Here is a 24304-nt window from a genome sequence, read left to right as displayed (position 1 = left end):
TCAGTTGAGTTTTTTGTTCACGTCCACCAGTAACGCTTCGATCTCTTTGCGGCGCCCGGCATCGGCGCTTTCCCGGCCTGGGCGGGGGGCCGCTTGCAGGGCTTTTTGCAGTGCGTCCCTGGCTTCACCATAGCGCTTTTGACGGTAAAGGTGATCGCCCCAGAAGTACAGACTGTCGATGCCGGCGGGATTCAGCTGCAAGGCCTGCTTTAACAGTTGTTCGGCCTTGTCGGCATCGCCGAAACCGAGGGGCCAACCGGGCACACGATCATACAGCGCGGCAAGGCTGGTATAGGCCGAGCCTTGCAAGGCCTTGGGATCAATAGCGAGGGCTTTTTCCAGGTCAACTTTGGCGGCCTTGACCTTGCTCAAGGCGCCGAGGCCACCCTGGGCTCCGGCCCAACTGCTGGTGACAATGCCGGACCAGATCCACGCTTCGGCCAGGGATTGGCGTTCCTGGGTAAACGCCGAGGCTTGGGTCGCGAGTTTTTCGAAGGCCACGGTGCGCTGTTCGGCGGGCAATTCGTATTGAATGTGCGCCCAGCTTTGCTGAATGCCATTGAGGCGCTGCTGATCGGCGGCGTCCAGCGCCCAGACGCTTTGGCTCAACACCCCGAACAGCAGGCAAGTGACGATTTTTTTCATGGTTTGAGACTCTCGTTATCGGGCTTCTGACTGAGGCGACGGATCAACGGCAACTGCTTGCGCAAGCCACGGTCCACCAGATGCGGCAACAGACTGTTCAGGCGAACGAAAAAGCGTTCAGGCCAGCCCAGGTACAAATCGCGCCGGTCACCGGCAATCGCGTGGATGACCGCCGAAGCGACAGTTTGCGGATCGTCGACATTGGCTTTGAGCGCATCGTTCAGCGCCTGGGCCGCCGGGCTGTTCATGCTGGTGTGGGTCGCCCGAGGGGCAACGTAAAGCACGCTGATCCGGGTGTCGGCCAGCTCCCGGCGCAGGGCTTCGGAGAACCCGCGCAGGGCAAACTTGGTGGCGCAATAGCTGGCGTAACCGGGGTAGCCGATGGAGCCGTAGGTCGAGCCGACGTTCACCACCATGGCGCTCTCGGCTTGCTTGAGCAGCGGCAGCAAAAGCTTGGTCAGGCAGATCGGCGCACTGATGTTCACCGCCAGCATCGCATTGATCTCGCTGTCATCGAGCTGTTCGAGCATGGCGAAGTGGTTGACCCCGGCGGCGTTGACCAGCAGGTTGATGCCACCGATGGCTTCGCCCGCAGCCAGCACTTTTTGTCGGTCGCCGGGGACGGTCAGGTCAGCGCCGACCCAACACAGGTGCAGCGGGTAGCGTTCGAGCAAGGGCTCCAGCGCCTCCCGGTGCCGGGACACGGCCAATACCCGCGCGCCACTGGCACACAGGGCGCTGGCGATGGCCAGGCCGATACCGCCGCTGGCTCCGGTCAAAACCACACGGGCTTCATGCAGCTGCATGCAGGTTCTCCCCATCGCGGGGCAGGCCGCGGAACATGTCGGTATAGAGCGTGTAAACGACCTTCGAGGCATGAATCACCGCGGCTTGATCCGCCGGGTCTTGGAGTGTGTTCATCAGCCGGCGGTAGGTCTGCATGTGTTCGATATCCAGCGAACCGTGGGAACTCAGGTAGCTGAAGGCGGTTTCCGGCAGCGCCAGGCGCTCGCGGATGCTGCCGGCCGCGTGGGTGGCCAGGGCAATGCTGGTGCCTTCCAGCACGTTGACCATGCCGAACAGGCCCACCGGGTTGTCCCGGGCAATCAGGTCGTAGAGGAAGCTGACCATCAACTCGATCGGCAGCGATGGACGACCGTCACGCACCGCCTCTTTATCACCGCCACAGGCCGCGATGTCGTCGAGTACCCACTGTTCGTGGCCGTACTCCTCGTCGATGTACTCGCACACCGCTTTGCGTAGCCATTCCAGCCGCTGCGGCAGACGTGCGCCGCACGCCATCATCAACGGCACGGTATGGCGCACGTGGTAGTAGGCCTGGGCGAGGAAGGCGCGGTAGCTCTCCAGGCTGACCTTACCCTCAAGGGCATCGCGGATGATCGGCAGGTTGAACAACTCGTGGCGTTCCTGCTGGGTGGCTTCTTGCAGGGTGTCGAAAAAACTCATGATGCGGAATCCTCGGAAAAAATGAAGTCAGTGAGCTGCGCCCGGTAACGCTCGACGATGGCGTCGCGGCGCGGTCGGCCATTGGCGGTCAGCAAGCCATTGGCGGCGGTGAATGGTTGATCGAGACGGGTCCAGTGATGAACCTGGGCGTAATCGGGCAAGGCCTCGTTGGCCTGGGCCACGGCGGCGGCCAGCTCTTCATCGGTGCAGTCAGGCCGATGGGGCCAGAGCAGGGCGTGGTTGCTCGGCATCGCTTCGCCGAGGACGAACGCCTGAGCGATGTGGCGACGCTGAGTGAGTTCGGCCTCGACCCATTCCGGATTGACGTTGCGGCCGAAACTGGTGACGAACTGATGCTTCTTGCGCCCGTTGAGGTAGAGAAAACCTTCCGGGTCGAACTCGCCGAGATCGCCGGTCGGCCACCAATCATCGCGCAAGGGTGCTTGCCCCAAGTAGCCGAGCAGGGTCGAGCCCTTGACCAGCACTTCACCATCATCGGCCAGGCGAATCTCGACATGGGGCAGGGGCCGGCCAACGCTACCAGGGCGGCGCGCGCCCGGGCGATTGAGGCACACCACCGACGAGCATTCCGACAACCCGTAACCCTCGTAGACCGGAATGCCGATGCGCTGGGCGCGATGCAGTAACTCTTTGGAAACCCGTGCTCCACCGACCGCGGCAAAACGCAACGATTGGGGGTTGAATGCTTTTTGCTCGGCAGCGCTGACCAGCATCAGCAGCAACTGCGGCACCAGGATCAGACTTTCCGGTTTTCGGGCGGCCAGACAACCCAACAGCCGCGGCACATCGACACCGCTGGCACCTTGAATGCCCAGGGTTTTCTGGCTCGGTACGCTCAAGGTCGCACCGGCATACAGCGCGGCGTAACAGCCGAGGTTTTCCAGCAGAATCGCCAGGGGCAGCAGCGCCAGGTGATGCCGTGGATCGGTGGGTTTGCTGGCCTGATCCAGTTCACGGGCCACCCGCAAAAGGCTCTCGGCGCTCAGGCACACGCCTTTGGGCGTGCCGGTGGTGCCTGAGGTAAAGGTCAGTTTGGCGGTGCCTTCGGGTATCAGGTTCGGGCCGCTGAAGGGGCGACGCCAGAATTCGCCGGTCTTCTCGTAGCCGGCCGCCTGCAGTTCGGCTTCCAGTTCCGGTTCGGCAATCACCAGTGTCGCCTGGCTCTGTTCCAGGCAATGACTGCGTTGTGCCGGGCTGAAGAAGGGCGGCAACGTCAGACAGGTCAGGCCTTCGAACAGGACGGCCAGGTCCCAGAGCATCGCTTCGGTGCCATTGTCCAGGGCCAGCGCGACCACTTTGACGTGCTCATCGCGCAGACGCTGTTGGCGATACATGACCTCGGCGTACAGCGTGGCGTAGTCCAGTTTCAACTGATCGCCCCACAAGGCGATGGCGTTGGTCTTGCGCTCGGCATGACTGCGCAGGGTCTGCTTGAACCGCTCCATTTCAGGCGACATGGCTGGACTCCTCCAGGGACGTCGGCAACCCCAGGCGATTGAACAGACCGATATTGCGCAAATGGATGAAACCGGCGCGGATGTTGCCGACATGCACCCATGGCTGACTCTCGTAATAACTGCCCCAGAGGTGACGGTCATCGCCCAGCCGCGCAGGATCGGCGGCGCAGAGCGTCACCGGCTTCAAGCCCAGGCGATGAAAACTGTTCACCAGCCCGATGTTGCCGGTGAACGCCACCCATTCCAGCCCGCCCATGGCCAACAGGTAGGTAATGGCGATGATGCTCAGGCGCGCACTGCCGGTATCGCTGGCGGCGAGGTTACCGACCTCGACGATGCCGGCCCGGTCCACGGGTTGACCGGCAGCGTCGCTGATCAGCGGATCAATCGCCTCGTCCAGATAACGTTCCAGAAACAAGGGTTCGGCACCGGCCAGTCGTACGCCAGCCACCGCACAAAGCGTGCCTGACACATCGCTCATGCCGAACAGCTGCGGCATGAATTGGCGGATGTCGGCGCCATGGGCCTTTCGAAAACGCTGCTGGATAAAGGCTTCGAAAACCGGACGCTGGGGATCGTCCGGCAAAGCTCTGGCCAGACTCATCTGCGGGGTTTCGGCTTGGCCGAAGTGCAGGGGCAGAGGGATGTTCCAGTCGAAATCGGGCATGGGCAAGAACGCCTCCCTGAGTAAGTTTGGGAGGAGTATCAAAGGCAATTCTTAACGGAGTCTGAAGGTGGCCCTTCAGATTGTCTTAAGACTGGACGGGCAGGGTGGCGCCGGTCGGTTCGACGAAACCGGATCCAGGCTGTACGAAATGAGTCGGCAGCCGCCACCGATCTTCACGAGGCCCCGTATGACCCGAGATTCAGCAGTACACCGGTATGGAAAACTCTCGATCACCTTGCACTGGCTGATGCTGGCGCTGTTCATCGGCGTTTATGGTTGCATCGAGATCAAAGGATTGTTGCCCCGTGGACATGCCTTGAGGGGCCTGTTTCTGGGGCTGCACGGCGTAATCGGGTTGAGCATTTTTGCGCTGGTCTGGATTCGCCTGCTCGGGCGCCTCACGCCCCGGCCACCGATTACCCCGGCCCCGCCCACCTGGCAGACGGGCGTCTCGCACCTCATGCACCTGGCGCTGTATGGGCTGATGATCGCTACGCCGCTATTGGCCTGGTTGATGCTGGCCGCCGGGGGCAAGCCGATGCCGTATTTCGGCTTTTTCTTGCCGGCGCCGATTGCGGTTGATCCCGATCTGGCCAAGCAACTCAAGCATTGGCATGAATGGCTCGGCAGCACTGGCTACTGGTTGATTGGTTTGCACGCGGCTGCGGGTTTGTTTCATCACTACTGGGTCCGCGACAACACGCTCACGCGCATGCTGCCGGGGGGCTCTGGTGTGGGTGTCAATGAGCGTCAGCGATAATTCGGGTTTGCCTGGAATACCGCGTTATCGTTCTTCGCGAGCAAGCCCGCTCCCACATTGACCGAGTCAGCCACAAGATTTGCGGCTGACATAGACCCCATGTGGGAGTGGGCTTGCTCGCGAAGAGGCCCGCACAATCACCTCAAACCTTACCCGCTTCCTCTTCCAACTGATCCGACTCAAACAGTTTTGCCAATTCCGCCCGCGCTTCCTGGGCGGTCTGCATCACTTTGGCCGCATCGTCATACACCGCATGCTGGGCTTCCAGCACCTGTTCATCGTGATGGGTAAAGCGCTTGATCCGCGCATCCGCCTGGGCCTGTGTCAGACCCAGTCCGACCAAGGTCCGCCGGGTCATTTCCAGGCTGGAGTAATAGGTTTCCCGCACCGCCTGCGCTCCGACATCCACCAACCGGTGCACATGCTGACGGTTACGGGCGCGGGCGATGATTTTGATGTGCGGATAGAGCTTGTGCACCACCTCGGCCGTCTTGATGTTGGTGTCGGGATCATCGGTGGCAATCACGAAAAACTCCGCTTGCTCGACCTTGGCCGCGCTGAGGATTTCCGGGCGCATCGGGTCGCCGTAGAACACCGGCACACCGCCGAAGCTGCGGGACAGTTCGATGGTTTCCACCGATGTGTCGAGGGCAATGAACTTGATGTTCTGCGCCCGCAGAATCCGCGCCACGATCTGCCCCATACGGCCCATGCCGGCGATGACGACACGGGGCGTGTCGGCGTCGATTTCGCGGAACTTCTGCGGCACCTCCACAGGCTGAACCTTGGGGCTGACCAGTCGGGCGCACAACAGCAACAACAGCGGTGTCACGGCCATGGACAAGGTAATCGTCAGCACCAGCAAATCGTACAGGCGTGGCTCGAACAGCCCCTGATCACGACCGATCTTGAACACCACAAATGCGAACTCGCCACCGGCCGCCAGCACGATGCCGAGGCGAATCGCACTGACCTTGCCCAAACCTCCAGCCAGTCGACCGACAACGAACAGCAGCGGCAACTTGATAGCGATCAGCAACAGGGTCAGACCCAGCACCACGACCGGCGCGCTCAGCAGCAGACTCAAGTTGGCGCCCATACCGACGCTGATAAAAAACAGCCCCAGCAGCAGGCCCTTGAACGGCTCGATCTGCGCTTCCAGTTCGTGGCGGTATTCAGAATCCGCCAGCAGCAAACCGGCGAGGAACGCGCCGAGTGCCATGGACACGCCGACCAGGTCCATCAACCACGCCGTGCCGATCACTACCAGCAACGCGGTGGCGGTGGACACCTCTGGCAGACCGGTTTTGGCCACCACCCGGAACACCGGGCGCAGCAAGTACCGTCCGCCAATCACCACCACTGCGATGCTGCCCAACACCCGTAAACCATGGTTCAAATCTTCGGCGGCGCTGGAGGTGTGATCGCCACCGGCCAGCAGCGGCACCATCGCGATCAGCGGGATCGCGGCGATGTCCTGGAACAGCAAAATCGCGAACGCCAGTCGCCCATGGGGGCTGGTCAGTTCCTTGCGCTCGGCCAGGCTTTGCAAGCCAAACGCTGTGGACGACAACGCCAGGCCCAGGCCCAACACGATCGCGCTATTCAGCGATTGGCCGAACACAAACAACGCCAGCACACCAATCACCGAACCGGTCAGCAGCACCTGCGCCAGGCCCACGCCGAACACCGATTTGCGCATCACCCACAAACGTCGCGGCGACAGCTCAAGGCCGATGATGAACAGCAGCAACACCACCCCGAGTTCGGAAATATGGCTGACGCTTTGCGGATTGCCGATCAAGCCCAGTACCGATGGCCCGATGATCACCCCGGCAAACAGATAGCCGAGCACCGCCCCCAGTTGCAGGCGCTTGGCCAAGGGGACGGTGAGCACCGCCGCGAACAAAAAGACGACAGCGGCTTGTAACAGGTTGCCTTCGTGGGGCATGTGAAACTCCAAAAACTCGATACGGCGGGGGCGATAAGGATAAAGGCTGGAGCCGGATGCGTCAGCCATGAACGAAAACGTTTGGGCCGACACACCGGTATCGCGAAAAAGCACCCAAGATGTCGTTACATTTAGCATCAATTAGTGACATTCATAGGATAAGCTGATCAATCTGTTCGTTCCCGAGTGCGTACCATGGCCATCAACTTCGACCTTAACGATCTGCAAGCCTTTCGCGCTGTGGTGGAGCAGGGCAGCTTTCGCAAGGCCGCGGACACCGTACGCATCTCCCAACCAGCCCTCAGCCGGCGGATCGAAAAGCTCGAAGACGCTCTGGGCGTGAAATTGTTCGAGCGCACTACTCGTCGGGTCAGCCTGACTCAGGCCGGGCGTGGCTTCATGCCCAGCGTCGAGCGCCTGCTGGATGACCTGGACGTGGCGCTACTGGGCATCAGCGAAGTCGCCTCGACCCGGCTCGGGCATGTCACCGTCGCCTGTGTGCCGTCGGCGGCGTACTACTTCATGCCGCGCGTGATCGCCCACTACCACCGGCAATTTCCGCGGATCAAGGTCAAGGTGCTCGATTCCAGCGCTCACGAGGTATTGAGCGCCGTGGTCAACGGTGAAGCGGACTTCGGCCTGAGCTTCATGGGCACCCTGGAGGCCGAAGTCGATTTCGAGCCATTGGTGCAAGAAGGTTATGTGGTGGCGTGCAGACGAGATCACCCCCTGGCGGGACGCAGCAGCGTGACGTGGGATGAGTTTTATCAGCAGGATTACATCTCACTGGATAAGACTTCGGGTAATCGCTTTTTGCTGGATCAAGCGCTGACTGGCGTGGTGCCGCAACGGCCGAGCATCTGCGAAACCCGTCATGTGACGACCATGATCGGTCTGGTGGAGGCTGGGTTGGGTGTGGCTGCGGTGCCGTTGATGGCGATGCCGGCGGCGGATCACCCGATCCTGACGAGGGTACCGCTGACCGATCCACAGGTGATGCGCAGTATTGGTTTGATCAAGCGCCGGGGCCGTACGTTAACCCCGGCGGCATTGGCGTTAGAGCGGCTGGTGGTGGAAATGAAAATCCAGCAACCTTCGGTCAGTGGCTGACTGAGTCCAGCCCCGTAGCTTTTACGTCCGGCTGGGCTGCGGTGGAGGCCAGGTACTCAAGCAACGCCTTGGCCTCGGCCGGGTGTTGCGCATCGACCGGAATACCGGCGGCGAAACGGGTGACCGATTGCACCGATTCCGGAATTTTCGCCACAAAACTCACCCCAAGCACCGGTAGCAATTCGCTGACCTGCTGGAAGCCCAGTTGATAATCGCCGGTGGCAACCACCGAGCCCACCGGGATTTTCGGGATCATCTTCGATTTGGGTTTGAGCTGGTTTTCGATGCCCAGACGCTTGAACAGTTGATCCTCGATATACACGCCGCTGGCACTGTCGGAGTAGGCGACTGACTTGGCGTCGAGCAAGGCTTTTTTCAGGCCTTCCACCGAGCTGATGTCCGGCTTCAGCGCACCCTCACGCACCACCAGGCCGATCCGCGAGTCCGCCAGTTCGACCCGTGAAGCGGGATCGATTTTGCCTTGCTTGATCAGGTCGTCGAGGGCATAACCGACCATGATGACCACGTCGGCTTTCTCACCGCGGGCCAGACGATTGGGAATCGCTTCCGGGGCTTTTCCCATGGATGGACCGAGGGCGGTGTCCAGGGTGTTGCCGCTAGACTCGGCGAATTTCGGACCTAGGATTTTGTAGGCCGCTGTGAAACCACCGGACGTCATCACACGGATTTCTTCGGCCTGGACGATCGCACTCAGACCGAGACTGGCCATCAGGGCCAGGGCGGTGAAGTTGAAAAACCTTTTCATCAAATAGCTCTCGCAGTTAGAGGTTGGGTGGTTCACGACACAGCCGATTGCAGGCGGCCAGAGGCACGGCGATAGAGGAACAGCGTCGCGCACAGGGCACAGAGCGCGGCGAAACTCATCCAGTAACCGGGCGCAGCCTTATCGCCGGTGTACTGGATCAGGAAGGTCGATATGGCCGGTGTGAAACCGCCGAACACCGCCGTCGCCAGGCTATAAGCCAAAGAGAAACCTGCGACCCGAACCTCGACCGGCATGATTTCCGTCAGCGCGGCAATCATCGCGCCGTTGTACAAGCCATAAATGAACGACAGCCACAGCAGCACCAACAGCATGTTGATGAAACTCGGTGCTTGCACCAGATAGGTCAGCGCTGGGTAGGCCGTGGCCAACGTCAGCAGCGCCATGGCGATCAGTACCGGGCGACGACCGATGCGATCCGAAAGCGCGCCGCCAATCGGCAGCCAGAAAAAATTCGAAACGCCCACCAGCAAGGTCACTAGCAGCGCATCGGAGGTGCTCAGGTGCAGCACGGTTTTACCGAAGGTCGGCGCGTACACGGTGATCAGGTAGAACGCGGTCGTGGTCAGGGCGACCATCATCATTCCGGCGAACACGATGCCCCAGTTCTGCGCCAGGGTACGGAACACATCGCCCATGCCTGGCCGATGTTTGCGGGCGGCGAACTCTTCGGTTTCTTCCAGGTTGCGGCGCAGGAAGAAGATGAACGGCACGATCATGCAACCGACGAAAAACGGAATCCGCCAGCCCCAATCGGCAATCATCGTCGGCGCCATCCATTGGTTCAGGCCATAGCCCAAAGCCGCCGCGATGATGATAGCCACTTGCTGGCTCGCTGATTGCCAACTGGTGAAGAAACCTTTGTTGCCGGGAGTGGCGATCTCCGCGAGGTACACCGATACACCGCCCAGTTCCGCACCGGCCGAGAAGCCTTGCAACAATCGGCCGATCAGCACGATGGCCGGGGCGAACAGCCCGATGGTTTCGTATCCGGGCACCAGCACAATCAGAATCGTACCGCTGGCCATGATCGACAGGGTGACGATCAGCCCCTTGCGGCGCCCCACATCATCGATGTAGGCGCCCAGTATCACGGCGCCCAACGGACGCATCAGAAAGCCGGCGCCGAACACCGCAAACGTCATCATCAGGGACGCGAACTCGCTGCTGGCCGGGAAAAACACGGCAGCGATCTGCGTGGCATAGAAGCCGAAAAGGAAGAAATCGAATTGTTCGAGGAAGTTGCCCGAGGTCACCCGGAAAATCGCACTGGCCCGGGAGCGACCGGAATGGATTGATGCTGTCATTGACGTGTACTCCACCGCTTTTATGACGTGCACTGCCTGGACGCGGTGCACGGTTCTTATTGGGGTGGATAGTGGAGCAGGGACATCGATATGTTAATTGCATAGTTGGTATGTATTGATGCATGAAGCGGATCAATGTTGCCGACCCAGAGACTCGGCGTTTACCCAAGGCTATTCGCTGTGAGCGCGTATTGGGCTGATGTTCCCCAACCGATACTGATTATTCCCACTGCGCTTGGCCTCATACATCGCCAGGTCCGCGATATCAGTGCCACTTCAAGCCGTCTGAAACAATCAGCCACGGCGGACGGATTGATATTGTCCACCGTTCGAGTAAAACGCATAGGGTGTTTGAGTGACTGGATGTCAGGAGCTACGTGTTGGAAAAGAAACCCCTCTACCGCAAGATCAACACTCGTACCTGGGGAGTTCGGTTGAATGAATACTCGGGTGAGTACCGGTATCAGCGCCATACCAAAGCCGAAATCCACAATGAGTCGTCACGCGGTTCGATGCATGGAACTCGTCGGCACGGGTTCGATTACACACCATTGTTCCGGTTCCTGCTGTCCCGCGTCGGTCGGCAATGGGATGAGGTTTTCAGCGAGGCGGTGGCTCGCCTGGATCGACCTGAGCCTGTGTTCTGGATGGTTGCCCTGCATGAAAAGGACAGGCAGGAGCAGGTGCGGCTGGGGGAGTCGAGCTATTTCAGCGGTTTGTATGTCGATGATCAAGGCTGTTTGCAGATTGTCAATCCTGAACTGACGGCTGAGTACATGACCCCTTACTGTTCTTGTTGCACGCACACCTTTAACGGCATTCCTTTTGGCCACCGCAAGGAGTGAACGGGTTAGTCGACCCGGCTTGCCAATAGCCCACGTTTCTGGGAAAACGGCGCCCATCAAGCCCGTTCGGGCATGCGCACAGATAGAGTGAATGTCATGAATGATGAATTGCAGGTAATCGACCTTGAAGTGGGCGACGGCAAAGCCGCCGTCAAAGGCGCGCTGATCACCACCCAATATCGAGGTTGGCTGGAAGACGGTACCGAATTCGATTCCTCCTACAGCCGGGGCAAACCTTTCCAGTGCGTGATTGGCACGGGGCGGGTGATCAAGGGCTGGGACCAGGGAATCATGGGCATGCAGGTCGGCGGTAAGCGCAAGCTGCTGGTGCCGGTGCACCTGGCCTATGGCGAGCGGTCGATGGGGGCGATTACGCCGAATTCGAATCTGATTTTCGAGATTGAATTGCTGGAAGTGCTGACGCGGGATGATTGATTGGCGTGTGGGCTGAATGACAAAACCCGCTGTCTCTGTGAGGAGACAGCGGGTTTTTGCTATGGCGAGGGGGCTTGTTGTGGTGAGGGGGCTTGCCCCCGTTGGGTTGCGCAGCGACCCCAAAACCTGTGCATGCGGTGCATCAGGTAAATCTCCGCTCGCCAGTTTTGCGGCTGCTGCGCACCCGAACGGGGGCAAGCCCCCTCGCCACAGTGTTCGGCTCGCGGGAAAAGTGTTCTTTTGCTAAATGGTGAGTCAGGTGAATACCTCAATATCATCAAGGGTGTCCGCCACAGTCCCTTGCAGTGAGGGGAATTTTTCCTTCACCTTTTCAAGAGCGGGGAGTACAGCACCCAAATCCAGATAACCCTGTCTGCGGGCTATGTGACCGAGCGCGATGATAGCTGCTGCTGCAACCGATTCGGATTCACTCTCGAGGTATTTCAGGCAGGTGTTCTGAGCCCAAATCCTGTCTTGCTCATTCAGCCCGATAGAAACCAGTGCGGTGGCAACGCTAGTTTCTACGCCGCTAGCTAGAAGCCTCGTCGCTTCCTCGTGGCTCATTGATGGATCTTGGTAGAGAGGGCTCACTTTCTAACTCCCACCTCAGTTGTACCTACTCCCGCACCCCTATGAAGAGATCCAGTTCGGTCGGTAACTGCTCATTGAGAGCTATAGCAATTTGTTGGATTTGCTCGCCGGTTAGTAACCACTCTCCATCCGCGCTTTCATTAAGACTTTTCCACCCAAGAACACCCATTACCGCGACTTCAAACTCAGGTCGAACTGTAAGGTCGTATTTTAAGGAATCATCTTCGTCATCACCTTTTAAAAACCCACTAATCCATAAAAACATAAATAGCCTCTTAATTTATTTTGGGGTAGTTCTACCGGGTTTTGCGGGGTCTATCTGTTCACCAGTTTCGTGGTTGAACTCGCCAAGATGCTTACCTTGACTGTCATACTTCTCTATTGCGCCTGTCTTACTGTCCCATTCATATATTCGCCCCTTTCGGTCTTTCCACCGGCTGCGCTTACTCCCCCCGCCCTGAACACTGCTTTTTGATTTAACAGGAAGGGCATCTGGAAATGCAGGCAATGCCAACGGCGGCCGATGGTACTTTATATCACCGCCGCCAGCAGATCTTGAAACCACAACATACAACGGCTGCACACCGGAATCAGCCGGGAAAACAAGAATGCAGTCCTTGTACTCAGGCGGGTAGATCGGGTTGACGATGATGTTGTCTGCCTGTTCGGTAGGCGGATAAATCCAGATCTGAGGCGCTTGTGGTGCCGTCTCTAGCGGGGGAATCCCTGAGGTGCTGGATGGGTCAACAGCTGGCGTCCATATCAGGGTTATCCCATCTCCAAAGTCAGCCACCTGCTGAGAACCCTGACTCTTGAACCGGACTACAGGAATCATTTCCCAGTCACGGCGCTTTTGGGTGTTGTACCCATAACCCTTCAAGGTGCCATCAGCTTGTTGCTCGACATGCAGTCGAACCCGTGTTCGGCCTTCCTTGAGTGATTTGAGCTGTTCTTCTGTGTACAGGGAGCTGTCGCCCAAGCTCGACGGCCACAGCAATGCAACCATTCCGGCCAAGGCGCCAGCAGCAACACCAGCCGTCACTATGCCTGCGCCAGCAGCACCCATCCCGGTTCCAGCAGTACCAACTCCGCCCAGAAGAAGCGTTCCCAGTGCAGCAGGTAATGCGCTGCCACTGATATTTTTTGAGAGGGATGTTTCCCGCTGCATCCCTTTCGCGGCCACCCAGCAGGGAGAATTTTCCGTACTCGGTCAGTTTCTCGACAGGGACAAACCCGGCTGGGCTGTCGTGGTTGATTACGCCGTCGGGGAGGTTGCAGCTTTTGGCGAACACGCTACCCATGGAGCTGGGGTGACCCAGCTGTTGAGGCTGCCTGACAAAACGGTCTTCATATGCCTGCTGTCGGGCCAACATGTCGTCATAGGATTCTTGTCTGGCGTCGCGCTCTGCCAGTTCAGTGGCGGTCATGTAGCGGCTGGTGATGTGGTGCCCGTCGCCTGACGGTGGGTTTTGAACCCGAGGTATATCTGTTTTTCGAGCCATGAGCGTCCTTGTTTCATCCTTTGAAAACGATGCGGACGCTACCTCAGAATCGTATTTTGTGGCTGTAGGACGGGTCTGAAACTCCGCCTGTTGTTACAAATGGGCTCGCTCGATGCGAGTGAGCTGAAACGACAGACCCCGCCATTTCTTCTTACAGAGATGGCGGGTTTTTTGGTTTTTGTGGTGGGGGGCTTGCCTTGATGCCAGTCAGATAAGCGTTGGCGGCCCCAAAAGATCGCAGCCTGCGGCAGCTCCTACATTGGGATCGGCGCGGTTTTATGATCGTTCCCACACCTGTAAAGGATGTCCCCGGTTTCTACCCGGGCAAGCTGCTCCCACAGGGGATTTGTGTCGAACACAAATGCTGTGTCCGGCAGCGATCAAATGTGGGAGCGAGCCTGCTCGCGATGAGCCATGACGCGGTCAACCTGACTTGCCAACCCCGACCATATCGGTAACCATGCCCGCCTAAATAGGGGTAGGGGGTATACGTATGTCGCACATCCACGAACACAAAGACGACCTGCTCAACCGCGTCCGGCGTATTGCCGGCCAGGTTCAGGCGGTGGAGCGGGCGCTGGAATCCGACGCCGAGTGCGCCAAAACCCTACATCTGGTCGCGGCGATCCGCGGTGCGGTCAATGGTCTGATGGACCAGTTCATCGACGCCCACGCCCGTGAACATGTGGCGCGTCCCGGGCTCAGCGATGAAGCACGCGCCGAAGGCGTTGAGGACTTGTTGCAAGCCATCCGCCGTTACTCGAAATAGAGGCCCGAACCATGACACTGAAACCTCAGGCTTCGCGCTTTACCCACGACCACCTGTTTCTAGGGGCCGCCCACGATGACAACGCCCGTCGCACGTTGTGGGTGGTGGCGCTGACGTTCGTGATGATGATTGGCGAAATTGCCGCCGGTTACATCACCGGCTCCATGGCGCTGCTGGCGGATGGCTTTCATATGGCGACTCACGCCGGGGCCCTGGGCATTGCGGCGGCGGCCTACGGCTTTGCTCGACGACATGCCAACAATTCGCGCTTCAGTTTTGGTACCGGTAAGGTCGGGGATCTGGCGGGTTTTGCTTCGGCCATAGTGCTGGGCCTGGTGTCGATCGGCATCGCTGGCGAGTCCATCGTGCGACTGTTTCAACCGACCACTGTGGCTTTCACCGAAGCGACGGTGATTGCGGTGGTGGGGTTGGCAGTGAATATCGTCAGTGCCTTTATGCTGTCGGGCAACCATGGCCATCACGGCCATGATCATCACGATCACAGTCATGCCCACGCTCATCATCACGACAACAACCTGCATTCGGCGTATTTGCATGTACTGGCCGATGCGTTGACCTCGGTGCTGGCCATCGTGGCATTGTTGGCCGGGCGCTACCTGGGCTGGGTCTGGCTGGACCCGGTGATGGGGATCGTCGGCGCCATTGTGATCGCGAGATGGGCCTATGGCTTGATGCGTGACAGTGCCGCCGTGTTACTCGACACCACCGATGAGCACGTCGCCGCCGAAATTCGGGTGCTGCTCGAGTCGACGGGCGATGTTCGCATCAGTGACCTTCACGTCTGGCAAGTCGGCCCCCAGGCGCGGGCCGCGATTGTCAGCGTCGTGGCCGTGGCAGGTGTCAATGCCGACGCCATTCGCGAACGTCTGGCGCCGGTTCATGAGTTGTCTCACCTGACGGTCGAGCATCGCAACGCTTGAAGTGTCTTTCAGGCAAAGAGCGGAATGCGCCCGTTAAGGGAAGGGCGGTAGTGCCAGGTCAACCGGTCCAAAGCAGGTTGCATCGCCAGGATCTCAGCCAGCGTCGCACGGGCAATGCTTAAGGCCAACACCTGTCCCGGACATTGATGACGGCCCGCGCCGAAAGTGAAACCGCGACGGTTCGGGCGATCGAGCAAAAACACGTCGGGATCATCATTAAGCTGCGGATCGCGATTGGCCGAGGCCAGCAGCACCAGGATAACGTCGCCGGTGTTCAGGCTCACGCCGTCAATTTCACACGGCGCGGCGACGAAGCGGCGGGTGTTTTGCACCGACGGGTCGAAGCGCTGAACTTCAGCGATCAGCTCGTCAACTTGAGCCGAATCCAACTGCGGGTTTCGCCTCAACGCCAATAGCGCATTACCGATCAGCCCGGCAGTGGCTTCATGGGTCTGGGAGAACAGGCCGATCAGGTTGGCGATCAAGGTTTCAGCGTCGGTTGATGTCGCCGCGAAACGCTGCCGGATACCCGCGAGCAGGGCGCTTCGGTTGCTCGGGTCGTCCAGAAGCTCGATGAAATAACCCTTCAGCTGTTCCGCCGCGACATGGGCGGTGTCCAGTTGTGCCTGATCGCTGAGCGGCGACAGGCAGGCGACGAAGTCTGCGGTCAGCTCGCTGATGGCCCGGCCCTGAGCCGGAGAAAAGCCGAGCAACGCCGCGACCACGCAGACCGGCCCGCGAAACATCGCTGCGTACAACCCGTCGGGGCCCGGGGTAATCAATCGAGCGCCGACCAACGCATTGACCTCATTCACGTCCATCAACGCCAGCCCCGGCTCAATCGCCGCCCTCGGGCAACGCTGCCGCTCGCCTTCATTCATTCGCATCAACTGACCGAACACCTTGCCGGCCATGCCTTGAGCAATCGCCTGGGGCACCGGCTCATGAGATGGCCGCACATGACAGTGCGGATGCGCCAGCACGGCGGCAACGGCTCGGGCGCTGCTGGCCACCCACAGTTTCAGTCCTTGATGAAAAACCAGCCCACCCTCGGCGCGCAGTTGCGCGTAGTAAGGGTAGGGATCGGCGTGAGTCGCAGCGATGATCGGGTCCATGGGGCGCAGCCTTATCGGTGGTTGGAAAGTGTTGCTACTATCTCCAGTCCGAAAGGGCCTTGATTCGTCCGGGAGCGAAATATGAACGCAGAACAACACGACGTCGGCGTCTCGCAAGTGGCTGCCGCCATCGCGGAACCTGCCCGAACGAAAATCCTCTGTTCGCTGATGGACGGCCACGCCCGCACCAGCACCGAGCTGGCGACGATTGCCGAAGTCAGTGCCTCGACCGCCAGTGCTCACCTGGCCAAGCTCAAGGAACTGGCGCTGGTGCGTTTGCACGTTCAAGGCCGTCACCGCTATTACAGTCTCGCGGACAAGCGCGTGGCCCAGGCGCTGGAAGCGCTGATGGTGATCGGCCAGAACGCCGCGCCGACGTTCAACCCCCGCACCCCGGATCGCCTGCAATTCGCCCGCACCTGCTACGACCACATGGCCGGCACGCTGGCAGTGTTGCTGCATGACCGGATGATCGACGCGGGGTGGTTGCTGGAAATCGATGAGCAGGTTTATCAACTGAGCGACAGCGGTGAGGCGTTATTCGAAGGATTGGGCATCGACGTCAAAGACCTCGGCACCTTGCGCCGCCGCTTCGCCTGCCCGTGCCTGGACTGGAGCATGCGTCGGCCGCACCTGGGCGGTGCCTTGGGTGCGGCGTTGCTGCAAACGGCGATCAAACGCAAATGGGTGACGCAGGACCTGGACAGTCGGGCTCTGGCGTTGACGGCGCTGGGGCGTAAGGAACTCAGTAGCCGGTTCGCCGTTGAGCTGCCGGTTCAGGCTGCGACAGCACAACCTGCGTCCACCGAGACCAGGCGCCGCGCGATCGCCAGCCCTGCGGCTTAGCGACTGGACGAGGCCATGAGCACGCCAAAGCCGGCGAAGGTCACGCCCGAGACTTTCGCCGCCAGCCAGGAACCCTTCGGGCTCGACAACCAGCCTTTGGCGGCATTGGCGAGCAAGGCATAGCTGCCATGCACCAGAATCACCAGCACACCGTAGGAAGCGACCAGTTTGATGAACTGGGTGTAGAAGTGCGCCGAGGTGTCGATGAATTGCGGGAACACCGCCAGAAAGAAAAACACCGCCTTGGGGTTCAACAGCTGCATCGAAGCCGCTTCAAGGAAGCGATAGCCAGGGCTTGAGGGGCGCGTTTCAAGCAGCGTACTGAAACGATCCGAGCGCCAGCTTTTGTAGCCCAGGTACAACAAATAGGCGGCCCCTGCGTATTTCAACGCCGTGAAGGCGTTCGCGGAGGTGCTGAGTATCAGGCCAACACTGGTGGCGCTGATGGCGGCGACGACAAACGCCCCCGACGCGATCCCCAGAATGCCCGGCACGGCCCCCGTCCAACCGTGTCGCACCGCGTTCGACAGGGTCAGGACCACGCCTGGCCCCGGGCTCAAAATGGTCAGGGTGGCGAAAAGTACAAAGAGTCCGTAGCTGTTCATGTCTTGCTCCGTCGGTGGCGCTGGCTGCGTGTTGGCAGATTGGCGTGACGAAACGAGCGTGACAAACGCTTTAATTAAAGCGCATAGGTGACTAAATTAGACCCATGAAAAATCAACTACCGCCGCTTAATGCTGTTCGCGCCTTCGCCGTTGCTGCTCGTCATCAGAGCTTCAGGCTGGCGGCCGAAGAGCTGCATGTCAGCCACAGTGCCGTCAGCCGGCACATCAAATTGCTTGAGGAGTACCTGGGCGTGCTGCTGTTCGAGCGGCGCATCCGTCAATCGGTGCTGACGCCGGCCGGCCAGCGCTTTTATGAGCAGGTCAGCGCCGGGCTGTCGCAGATCGCCAACGCTGCCGCTGCGCTCAAGCAACATGCCTCGCTGCCTACCGTTAAGATCAATGTCCGTCCGTCCTTTGCCGTGCTTTGGCTGACGCCCAGGCTGGCGGATTTTGTTGCGCAGCACCCAGGCATCAAGCCGCAGGTGATCACTCAAACCCAGGCACCCGATCAGGCACGCGACGGGTTCGATGTCGTCATTCGCCGTGGCCGTGACGACTGGGCACCGGCGATTGAAGCGCGACCGCTGTTCGAAGACGAACTATTGTTGGTCGCGGCGCCATCGCTGATTGAGCGCCTGCCACTTGAAGACCTCACTTCGCTGAGCCGGCACACGTTACTGACCGTCAAGGCGCGTCGCGAAGACTGGCACAATTGGGCCATGCACTTTGGTCAAGGCCAGTCAGCCACTCAGGTAACCCGGCAGTTTGATCACATGCACCTGGCGCTTCAGGCTGCCGTGGATGGACAGGGTATCGCCCTGTGCCCAACCTCATTGCTGGGCACTCACCTCTCGAGCGGACGCCTGATCTGCCCGTTGCCCGAGTTGCGTCTGCCGTTGCCTCGTTACTACTACGGCGTTGCACCGGACGTGACGGCGCAGACACGGGTGTTTGTGGAGTGGATGTTTGCCCGCATTGCTCAAGATGAGCTGCAGTGGCAAACACCTGGTGCTGTAACCGCTACGCCCTGAAATTCCAGACAATCTCCACCACCCGCACCGCCAGCACCAGGTAGACCAGAAACAGAATGATCTGAAACGCCGTGTGATACGGCAACCTGGACAGCCGACGCAGGCCGTCGCTGACATTAAGCAGCATCAGCACCGCTGACAGCAGGATCAATCCCCAGCCGGCGAGGCTTGAGGTGAGAAACCCCATAAACAGGTACTGATCGCTGTGCAGCGCGTTGGTGCCCGCCGCAAACATCAGCGCACACACCAGCAGGTTCTTGATGTTGTCGAACACTTGCGTGGTGAAGTCGGTGTCCAGCAAGGCCAGATACTTTCGCCAGAGTTTTCCCATGGTTTTGATGGCACCCGTTGATGGCCGTTGGAGGTGGCAAGTCTAGTGACCTTTTCCACGATTCGCGGGCGAAAAAAAGCCCGGCCTTCGATAGGATGGCCGGGCTTTTTTGTTCAAACGGACAGTCGTGTCAAATCAAACCTTGACGATCCAGCCCGCTGGCGCTTCGACGTCGCCGGTCTGTACACCGGTCAGCTCTTTGTAGAGCTTCTGGGTGATCGGGCCGACTTCGGTTTCGCTGTGGAACACGTGCAGTTTGTCGTTGTAGCTGATACCGCCGATCGGGGTGATCACTGCGGCAGTACCGCAAGCGCCGGCTTCCTTGAAGTCGGACAGCTTGTCGATGAACACGTCACCTTCGACCACTTCCAGGCCCAGACGGGTCTTGGCCAGCTCGATCAACGACAGACGAGTGATACCCGGCAACACCGAAGGGGAATTCGGGGTGACGAACTTGTTGTCGTGGGTGATCCCGAAGAAGTTGGCCGAGCCGACTTCTTCGATTTTGGTGTGGGTCAGCGGGTCCAGATAGATGCAGTCGGCGAAGTGCGCCTTCTTGGCCTGGGAACCCGGCATCAGGCTGGCGGCGTAGTTGCCACCGACCTTGGCCGCACCGGTGCCTTGTGGGGCGGCACGGTCGTAGCTGGAGATCAGGAAGTTGTGCGGGGTCAAACCGCCCTTGAAGTAAGCGCCGACCGGGATGCAGAAGATAGAGAAGATGAACTCGGGCGCGGTACGCACACCGATGTTGTCACCCACGCCGATCACGAACGGGCGCAGGTACAGCGCGCCGCCGGTGCCGTAAGGCGGGATGAAACGCTCGTTGGCGCGTACCACTTCCTTGCACGCTTCGACAAACTGTTCGGTGGACACGTGCGGCATCAGCAGGCGCGCGCAGCTGCGTTGCATGCGTGCGGCGTTCTGGTCCGGGCGGAACAGGTTGATCGAACCGTCCTTGCAGCGGTAGGCCTTCAGGCCTTCGAAGCACTGCTGGCCATAGTGAAGGGCAGTGGAGCCTTCGCTGATGTGCAGCACGTTGTCTTCGGTCAGGGTGCCTTTGTCCCACTCGCCATTACGCCAGTGCGACAGATAGCGCTTGTCTGTCTTGATGTAGTCAAAACCCAGCTTGTCCCAATTGATGCTTTCGTTACCCATGACACCCTCTATCACTTAACAACCGCCGAAACGGTTCAAGGCTTCTGACATTTTTCTGGATGGGGACAACAATACTTCATTCCGGGCCCATTTCGCAGCCCGCAATTCGTTCCTTTGATCGTTCCCTGTAGGAGCGAGGCTTGCCCGCGAAGAACGATAACGCGGTGGTTCAGATACACCGTGGTGCCTTGTTCGCGGGCAAGCCTCGCTCCTACAGGTTCGGTTTACAGGTCCGGTTTATAGGTGTAGGGCATGCCCCAACGCACGCAACGCCGCTTCCTGCACCGCCTCACCGAGCGTCGGATGCGCGTGGATGGTGCCGGCGATGTCTTCCAGACGAGCGCCCATTTCCAGGCTCTGGCCAAACGCCGTCGACAACTCCGACACGCCCACACCCACCGCCTGCCAACCAACAATCACATGATTGTCGCGGCGCGCCACGACCCGCACGAAGCCGCTTTTCGACTCCAGCGTCATCGCCCGGCCATTGGCGGCGAACGGGAAGCTGGACACGATGCAGTCCAGCCCCGCAGCCTTGGCTTCATCCGGGGTCTTGCCGACCACCACCAGTTCCGGGTCGGTGAAGCACACGGCGGCGATGGCGGTCGGGTTGAATTCGCGGTGTTTACCGCTGATCAGCTCGGCAACCATTTCACCCTGAGCCATGGCCCGATGCGCGAGCATCGGTTCGCCGCTCAAGTCGCCGATGGCGTAGACGTTACGCATGCTGGTCTGGCACCGGTTGTCGATCTTGATCGCCGAACCGTTCATGTCCAGGTTCAAGGCTTCGAGGTTCCAGCCTTGAGTGTTGGGTTTGCGACCAACGGCCACCAGTACCTGATCGGTTTCCAGGGTCAATGTGTCACCGTTCGGGTCACGAACTTGCAGGGTATTTCCTTGTGAATCAAAACCTTCAACGCTGTGCTTCAAGTAAAGCTTCACGCCGAGTTGCTTGAGTGCTTCATGCACCGGATGGGTCAGTTCGGCGTCGTAGGCCGGCAAGATGCGATCCTGCGCCTCGACCACACTGACCTCGGCGCCGAGCTTGCGGTAAGCAATCCCCAGCTCCAGACCGATGTAACCGCCACCGACGACGACCAGCCGTTTCGGTACGGACGTCGGCGCGAGGGCTTCGGTAGAAGAGATAACCGGCCCGCCAATCGGCAGCATCGGCAGGTTCACGCTTTTCGAACCGGTGGCCAGCACCAGGTGCTCGCACTGAATGCGCGTGTCGCCGACTTCGACGGTTTTGCCGTCGATCACTTTGGCCCAGCCTTGAATGACCTGGACCTTGTGCTTCTTCAACAGCGCCGAAACGCCGGTGGTCAGACGATCAACAATACCGTCTTTCCACTCGACGCTCTTGCTGATGTCCAGGGTCGGCGCCGATACGCTGATGCCCAGCGCCGAGTGTTGGCTGTGGTGCTGCGTCTGATGGAACTGTTCGGCGACGTGAATCAATGCCTTCGATGGAATGCAGCCGATGTTCAGGCAGGTGCCGCCCAACGATTCGCCTTCCACCAGAATGGTCGAAATGCCCAACTGACCGGCACGGATCGCCGTCACATAACCGCCAGGGCCGCCGCCGATGATCAGCAGCGTGGTGTTCAAAGTCTGTTGCATGACTTTCTCCACAAATGCCTACTCAACAAAAAGCGTGGCGGGTTGTTCGAGCAAGCCACGGATGGCCTGGATGAATTGCGCCGCGTCCATGCCATCGACCACGCGGTGATCGAAGGAGCTGGAGAGGTTCATCATCTTGCGGATCACGATCTGGCCTTTGACGACCATCGGCCGTTCGACGATTTTGTTCACGCCGACGATTGCCACTTCCGGCAGGTTCAACACCGGGGTGCTAACGATGCCACCCAGAGCGCCGAGGCTGGTCAGGGTGATGGTCGAACCGGACAGCTCATCGCGGCTGGCTTTGCCAGTGCGCGCAGCGGTGGCCAGACGCGAGATTTCCGCGGCGCTGTCCCACAGGCTGCGGGTTTCGGCATGGCGCACAACCGGCACCATCAAACCGATGTCGGCTTGGGTGGCGACACCCACATGCACCGCGCCGAGGCGGGTGATGACTTGCGCTTCGTCGTCGTAACGGGCGTTGATCTGCGGGAAGTCGCGCAGAGCCACGACCAGCGCGCGGACCAGGAACGGCAGCAAGGTCAGCTTGCCGCGGGTTGCGCCGTGTTTTTCGTTCAGGTGTGCGCGCAGTTCTTCCACGGCAGTGACGTCGATTTCCTCGACGTAACTGAAGTGGGCAGCACGCTGAGTGGCGTCTTGCATGCGCTGGGCGATCTTGCGACGCATGCCGATCACCGGGATTTGCTCTTCGTCGTTGCGCTGGGCGTAAGCGGCGGTGGCGGTGGATGCGTTCGATTGACCCTGAGCCAGCCAGGCTTCGAGGTCTTCGTGCAGCACACGGCCGGCAGGGCCGCTGCCACGCACCAGACGCAATTGAATGCCAAGGTCCAGCGCATGTTTGCGCACGGCCGGGGAGGCCAGCGGACGTTCATCGGCCTCACGGGCGACCATTGGCCCTTGGCACGCGGCGGCCGAGCGAGGTGCCGCCACCGGTTTGCTTTCAACAACCGCTTCAACTTTAGGCGCTGCAACGGGTGCTTCTTTAACCGCTACTGGCTGAGCCGACTCTTTAACGTTGCCCGCGCCTTCGACTTCGATGCTGATCAGAATGCTGCCGACTGCCATGACTTCGCCAGGCTGGCCGCCCAGCGCAATCACCTTGCCATGCACCGGGGACGGGATGTCGACCATCGCCTTATCGGTCATGACATCGGCCAGCACCTGATCTTCGACGACCATATCGCCGACCTTGACGTGCCACTGAGACAGCTCAACTTCTGCAATGCCTTCGCCAATGTCCGGCATTTTAATAACGTGCGTGCCCATTCAGACCTCCATAACCCGATGCAAAGCCGCGCCCACGCGGGACGGCCCAGGGAAATACGCCCACTCTTGCGCGTGCGGGTAGGGAGTGTCCCAACCGGTGACGCGTTCGATCGGCGCTTCCAGGTAGTGGAAGCAATGCTCTTGCACCAAGGCGACCAGTTCGGCGCCGAAACCGCAGGTGCGGGTCGCTTCGTGAACGATCACGCAACGGCCGGTTTTCTTCACCGACTTGACGATGGTTTCCAGGTCCAGCGGCCACAGGCTGCGCAGGTCGATGACTTCGGCGTCGATACCGGTTTCTTCAGCCGCCACTTGCGACACATAAACGGTGGTGCCGTAGGTCAGGATGGTCACGTCTTTGCCGGGCCGCGCGATGGCGGCGACATCCAGCGGCACGGTGTAGTAACCGTCCGGCACTTGCGCGGCGGGGTGTTTCGACCACGGGGTTACCGGACGGTCGTGGTGGCCGTCGAACGGGCCGTTGTACAGGCGTTTTGGCTCGAGGAAGATCACCGGGTCATCGTTTTCGATGGAGGCGATCAGCAGGCCTTTGGCGTCGTAAGGGTTGGACGGCATGACGGTGCGCAAACCGCAGACCTGAGTGAACATCGCCTCGATGCTCTGGCTGTGGGTCTGGCCGCCGTAGATGCCGCCGCCGCAGGGCATGCGCAGGGTCATCGGCGCAGTGAACTCGCCGGCCGAGCGATAGCGCAAGCGTGCCGCTTCGGAAATGATCTGGTCCGACGCCGGGTAGACGTAATCGGCGAACTGGATCTCGGCCACCGGCCGCAAACCGTAAGCGCCCATGCCCACGGCGACGCCAACGATCCCGCTTTCGGAGATCGGTGCATCGAATACCCGGGAGGTGCCGTACTTGTTCTGCAGCCCTTCGGTGCAACGGAACACGCCGCCGAAGTAGCCCACGTCCTGGCCGAACACCACGACGTTGTCGTCACGCTCAAGCATCACATCCATGGCCGAGCGCAGGGCCTGGATCATGGTCATGGTGGTCGTGGTCATGGCGGTTTCCAACTCGATTTTATTGTTGTGATCGTTCAT

General features: G+C 59.9%; 25 protein-coding genes and 1 pseudogene. 8 read left to right on the top strand and 18 right to left on the bottom strand.

Annotation, left to right across the window (positions count from 1 at the left end; genetic code table 11):
* From ACIPLA_RS05985 to ACIPLA_RS05965, 5 genes are read right to left on the bottom strand one after another with little or no spacing between them, the layout of a single operon-like run.
* The gene (locus tag ACIPLA_RS05985; protein ID WP_218396445.1) at positions 1-645 is read right to left on the bottom strand and encodes a tetratricopeptide repeat protein; all 645 of its coding nucleotides are present in this window, start codon (positions 643-645) and stop codon (positions 1-3) included.
* Entirely contained in the window at positions 642-1451 is an 810-nt protein-coding gene (locus ACIPLA_RS05980) for an SDR family oxidoreductase (protein WP_218396443.1), read from the bottom strand. The genes ACIPLA_RS05985 and ACIPLA_RS05980 overlap by 4 nt, the downstream gene beginning before the upstream one ends.
* Positions 1438-2112, bottom strand: coding sequence for a TenA family transcriptional regulator (locus ACIPLA_RS05975; RefSeq protein ID WP_063343388.1), 675 nt, complete (start codon positions 2110-2112; stop codon positions 1438-1440). The genes ACIPLA_RS05980 and ACIPLA_RS05975 overlap by 14 nt, the downstream gene beginning before the upstream one ends.
* A complete protein-coding gene (locus ACIPLA_RS05970) occupies positions 2109-3590 on the bottom strand; it encodes an AMP-binding protein (protein WP_401172283.1) in 1482 nt (493 codons plus the stop codon). Before ACIPLA_RS05970 ends, ACIPLA_RS05975 begins: the two co-directional genes overlap by 4 nt.
* Complete coding sequence (locus ACIPLA_RS05965) at positions 3580-4257, bottom strand: thermostable hemolysin (protein WP_218396438.1); 678 nt, start codon at positions 4255-4257, stop codon at positions 3580-3582. The genes ACIPLA_RS05970 and ACIPLA_RS05965 overlap by 11 nt, the downstream gene beginning before the upstream one ends.
* A 187-nt stretch (positions 4258-4444) precedes the next feature.
* Between ACIPLA_RS05965 and ACIPLA_RS05960 the strand changes: the two genes are divergently transcribed.
* Positions 4445-5017: a cytochrome b gene (locus ACIPLA_RS05960; RefSeq protein WP_401172279.1), complete on the top strand. Its 573-nt coding sequence runs from the start codon at positions 4445-4447 to the stop codon at positions 5015-5017.
* 142 nt (positions 5018-5159) lie between these two features.
* On the opposite strand, the gene ACIPLA_RS05955 is transcribed toward ACIPLA_RS05960, so the two are convergent.
* Positions 5160-6968, bottom strand: a complete 1809-nt coding sequence (locus ACIPLA_RS05955) for a monovalent cation:proton antiporter-2 (CPA2) family protein (RefSeq protein WP_401172419.1) — start codon at positions 6966-6968, stop codon at positions 5160-5162.
* 195 nt (positions 6969-7163) lie between these two features.
* Here ACIPLA_RS05955 and ACIPLA_RS05950 point away from each other — a divergent pair, with 195 nt between their 5' ends.
* Complete coding sequence (locus ACIPLA_RS05950) at positions 7164-8078, top strand: LysR family transcriptional regulator (RefSeq protein WP_401172276.1); 915 nt, start codon at positions 7164-7166, stop codon at positions 8076-8078.
* Here ACIPLA_RS05950 and ACIPLA_RS05945 read toward each other — a convergent pair.
* Complete coding sequence (locus tag ACIPLA_RS05945; RefSeq protein ID WP_401172273.1) at positions 8068-8844, bottom strand: substrate-binding domain-containing protein; 777 nt, start codon at positions 8842-8844, stop codon at positions 8068-8070. The genes ACIPLA_RS05950 and ACIPLA_RS05945 overlap by 11 nt on opposite strands.
* 32 nt (positions 8845-8876) lie before the next feature.
* Positions 8877-10169, bottom strand: a complete 1293-nt coding sequence (locus ACIPLA_RS05940; RefSeq protein WP_401172270.1) for an MFS transporter — start codon at positions 10167-10169, stop codon at positions 8877-8879.
* 380 nt (positions 10170-10549) lie between these two features.
* Here ACIPLA_RS05940 and ACIPLA_RS05935 point away from each other — a divergent pair, with 380 nt between their 5' ends.
* On the top strand, positions 10550-11014 hold the full coding sequence (locus tag ACIPLA_RS05935) for a hypothetical protein (protein ID WP_218396426.1): 465 nt from the start codon (positions 10550-10552) through the stop codon (positions 11012-11014).
* Between the two features lie 96 nt (positions 11015-11110).
* A complete protein-coding gene (locus tag ACIPLA_RS05930; RefSeq protein WP_218396423.1) occupies positions 11111-11449 on the top strand; it encodes an FKBP-type peptidyl-prolyl cis-trans isomerase in 339 nt (112 codons plus the stop codon).
* A gap of 255 nt (positions 11450-11704) precedes the next feature.
* Here the strand turns inward: ACIPLA_RS05930 and ACIPLA_RS05925 are convergent, their stop codons facing one another.
* From ACIPLA_RS05925 to ACIPLA_RS05915, 3 genes and pseudogenes are all read right to left on the bottom strand, one after another.
* Complete coding sequence (locus ACIPLA_RS05925; protein WP_218396421.1) at positions 11705-12013, bottom strand: hypothetical protein; 309 nt, start codon at positions 12011-12013, stop codon at positions 11705-11707.
* A 52-nt stretch (positions 12014-12065) separates the two neighbouring features.
* Positions 12066-12305, bottom strand: coding sequence for a pyocin S6 family toxin immunity protein (locus ACIPLA_RS05920; protein ID WP_401172265.1), 240 nt, complete (start codon positions 12303-12305; stop codon positions 12066-12068).
* A gap of 15 nt (positions 12306-12320) precedes the next feature.
* Positions 12321-13542 (bottom strand): annotated as a pseudogene (locus ACIPLA_RS05915) (S-type pyocin domain-containing protein).
* 493 nt (positions 13543-14035) lie between these two features.
* Between ACIPLA_RS05915 and ACIPLA_RS05910 the strand changes: the two are divergent.
* Positions 14036-14311: a metal/formaldehyde-sensitive transcriptional repressor gene (locus tag ACIPLA_RS05910; RefSeq protein WP_019648873.1), complete on the top strand. Its 276-nt coding sequence runs from the start codon at positions 14036-14038 to the stop codon at positions 14309-14311.
* Between the two features lie 11 nt (positions 14312-14322).
* Positions 14323-15252, top strand: a complete 930-nt coding sequence (dmeF, locus tag ACIPLA_RS05905; protein ID WP_401172261.1) for a CDF family Co(II)/Ni(II) efflux transporter DmeF — start codon at positions 14323-14325, stop codon at positions 15250-15252.
* 8 nt (positions 15253-15260) lie between these two features.
* Here the strand turns inward: dmeF and ACIPLA_RS05900 are convergent, their stop codons facing one another.
* Entirely contained in the window at positions 15261-16367 is a 1107-nt protein-coding gene (locus ACIPLA_RS05900; protein ID WP_401172258.1) for a cytochrome P450, read from the bottom strand.
* Positions 16368-16448: 81 nt separating this feature from the next.
* On the opposite strand from ACIPLA_RS05900, the gene ACIPLA_RS05895 reads away from it, so the two are divergent.
* Positions 16449-17213, top strand: a complete 765-nt coding sequence (locus ACIPLA_RS05895) for an ArsR/SmtB family transcription factor (protein ID WP_401172255.1) — start codon at positions 16449-16451, stop codon at positions 17211-17213.
* Here the strand turns inward: ACIPLA_RS05895 and ACIPLA_RS05890 are convergent.
* Entirely contained in the window at positions 17210-17818 is a 609-nt protein-coding gene (locus ACIPLA_RS05890; RefSeq protein ID WP_123495256.1) for a LysE family translocator, read from the bottom strand. The genes ACIPLA_RS05895 and ACIPLA_RS05890 overlap by 4 nt on opposite strands.
* 104 nt (positions 17819-17922) lie before the next feature.
* On the opposite strand from ACIPLA_RS05890, the gene ACIPLA_RS05885 reads away from it, so the two are divergent.
* Positions 17923-18849: a LysR substrate-binding domain-containing protein gene (locus tag ACIPLA_RS05885; RefSeq protein WP_192343601.1), complete on the top strand. Its 927-nt coding sequence runs from the start codon at positions 17923-17925 to the stop codon at positions 18847-18849.
* Here ACIPLA_RS05885 and ACIPLA_RS05880 read toward each other — a convergent pair.
* The 5 genes from ACIPLA_RS05880 to ACIPLA_RS05860 form a co-directional block, all read right to left on the bottom strand.
* A complete protein-coding gene (locus ACIPLA_RS05880) occupies positions 18839-19180 on the bottom strand; it encodes a hypothetical protein (protein ID WP_008071311.1) in 342 nt (113 codons plus the stop codon). The genes ACIPLA_RS05885 and ACIPLA_RS05880 overlap by 11 nt on opposite strands.
* A gap of 135 nt (positions 19181-19315) precedes the next feature.
* Positions 19316-20335 (bottom strand): branched-chain amino acid aminotransferase, encoded by a 1020-nt coding sequence (locus tag ACIPLA_RS05875; RefSeq protein WP_192343602.1) that lies wholly within the window; start codon positions 20333-20335, stop codon positions 19316-19318.
* A 237-nt stretch (positions 20336-20572) separates the two neighbouring features.
* Positions 20573-21958: a dihydrolipoyl dehydrogenase gene (lpdA, locus tag ACIPLA_RS05870; protein WP_218396405.1), complete on the bottom strand. Its 1386-nt coding sequence runs from the start codon at positions 21956-21958 to the stop codon at positions 20573-20575.
* Positions 21959-21976: 18 nt separating this feature from the next.
* On the bottom strand, positions 21977-23245 hold the full coding sequence (locus ACIPLA_RS05865) for a dihydrolipoamide acetyltransferase family protein (protein ID WP_401172248.1): 1269 nt from the start codon (positions 23243-23245) through the stop codon (positions 21977-21979).
* Positions 23246-24304: an alpha-ketoacid dehydrogenase subunit beta gene (locus ACIPLA_RS05860; protein ID WP_048394689.1), complete on the bottom strand. Its 1059-nt coding sequence runs from the start codon at positions 24302-24304 to the stop codon at positions 23246-23248. It abuts the gene before it with no gap.

This window comes from Pseudomonas sp. NPDC086112 (assembly GCF_044746425.1).
GTDB lineage: Bacteria > Pseudomonadota > Gammaproteobacteria > Pseudomonadales > Pseudomonadaceae > Aquipseudomonas.
The sequence above is the reverse complement of the archived record's forward strand: the minus strand, read 5'-3'. Positions and strand labels throughout refer to the sequence as shown.

What these genes read in the sequence shown, in the direction of transcription:
- ACIPLA_RS05985 (WP_218396445.1), bottom strand. Translation starts at nt 645, where the DNA reads ATGAAAAAAATCGTCACTTGCCTGCTGTTCGGGGTGTTGAGCCAAAGC.
- ACIPLA_RS05980 (WP_218396443.1), bottom strand. Translation starts at nt 1,451, where the DNA reads ATGCAGCTGCATGAAGCCCGTGTGGTTTTGACCGGAGCCAGCGGCGGT.
- ACIPLA_RS05975 (WP_063343388.1), bottom strand. Translation starts at nt 2,112, where the DNA reads ATGAGTTTTTTCGACACCCTGCAAGAAGCCACCCAGCAGGAACGCCAC.
- ACIPLA_RS05970 (WP_401172283.1), bottom strand. Translation starts at nt 3,590, where the DNA reads ATGTCGCCTGAAATGGAGCGGTTCAAGCAGACCCTGCGCAGTCATGCC.
- ACIPLA_RS05965 (WP_218396438.1), bottom strand. Translation starts at nt 4,257, where the DNA reads ATGCCCGATTTCGACTGGAACATCCCTCTGCCCCTGCACTTCGGCCAA.
- ACIPLA_RS05960 (WP_401172279.1), top strand. Translation starts at nt 4,445, where the DNA reads ATGACCCGAGATTCAGCAGTACACCGGTATGGAAAACTCTCGATCACC.
- ACIPLA_RS05955 (WP_401172419.1), bottom strand. Translation starts at nt 6,968, where the DNA reads ATGCCCCACGAAGGCAACCTGTTACAAGCCGCTGTCGTCTTTTTGTTC.
- ACIPLA_RS05950 (WP_401172276.1), top strand. Translation starts at nt 7,164, where the DNA reads ATGGCCATCAACTTCGACCTTAACGATCTGCAAGCCTTTCGCGCTGTG.
- ACIPLA_RS05945 (WP_401172273.1), bottom strand. Translation starts at nt 8,844, where the DNA reads ATGAAAAGGTTTTTCAACTTCACCGCCCTGGCCCTGATGGCCAGTCTC.
- ACIPLA_RS05940 (WP_401172270.1), bottom strand. Translation starts at nt 10,169, where the DNA reads ATGACAGCATCAATCCATTCCGGTCGCTCCCGGGCCAGTGCGATTTTC.
- ACIPLA_RS05930 (WP_218396423.1), top strand. Translation starts at nt 11,111, where the DNA reads ATGAATGATGAATTGCAGGTAATCGACCTTGAAGTGGGCGACGGCAAA.
- ACIPLA_RS05925 (WP_218396421.1), bottom strand. Translation starts at nt 12,013, where the DNA reads ATGAGCCACGAGGAAGCGACGAGGCTTCTAGCTAGCGGCGTAGAAACT.
- ACIPLA_RS05920 (WP_401172265.1), bottom strand. Translation starts at nt 12,305, where the DNA reads ATGTTTTTATGGATTAGTGGGTTTTTAAAAGGTGATGACGAAGATGAT.
- ACIPLA_RS05910 (WP_019648873.1), top strand. Translation starts at nt 14,036, where the DNA reads ATGTCGCACATCCACGAACACAAAGACGACCTGCTCAACCGCGTCCGG.
- dmeF (WP_401172261.1), top strand. Translation starts at nt 14,323, where the DNA reads ATGACACTGAAACCTCAGGCTTCGCGCTTTACCCACGACCACCTGTTT.
- ACIPLA_RS05900 (WP_401172258.1), bottom strand. Translation starts at nt 16,367, where the DNA reads ATGGACCCGATCATCGCTGCGACTCACGCCGATCCCTACCCTTACTAC.
- ACIPLA_RS05895 (WP_401172255.1), top strand. Translation starts at nt 16,449, where the DNA reads ATGAACGCAGAACAACACGACGTCGGCGTCTCGCAAGTGGCTGCCGCC.
- ACIPLA_RS05890 (WP_123495256.1), bottom strand. Translation starts at nt 17,818, where the DNA reads ATGAACAGCTACGGACTCTTTGTACTTTTCGCCACCCTGACCATTTTG.
- ACIPLA_RS05885 (WP_192343601.1), top strand. Translation starts at nt 17,923, where the DNA reads ATGAAAAATCAACTACCGCCGCTTAATGCTGTTCGCGCCTTCGCCGTT.
- ACIPLA_RS05880 (WP_008071311.1), bottom strand. Translation starts at nt 19,180, where the DNA reads ATGGGAAAACTCTGGCGAAAGTATCTGGCCTTGCTGGACACCGACTTC.
- ACIPLA_RS05875 (WP_192343602.1), bottom strand. Translation starts at nt 20,335, where the DNA reads ATGGGTAACGAAAGCATCAATTGGGACAAGCTGGGTTTTGACTACATC.
- lpdA (WP_218396405.1), bottom strand. Translation starts at nt 21,958, where the DNA reads ATGCAACAGACTTTGAACACCACGCTGCTGATCATCGGCGGCGGCCCT.
- ACIPLA_RS05865 (WP_401172248.1), bottom strand. Translation starts at nt 23,245, where the DNA reads ATGGGCACGCACGTTATTAAAATGCCGGACATTGGCGAAGGCATTGCA.
- ACIPLA_RS05860 (WP_048394689.1), bottom strand. Translation starts at nt 24,304, where the DNA reads ATGAACGATCACAACAATAAAATCGAGTTGGAAACCGCCATGACCACG.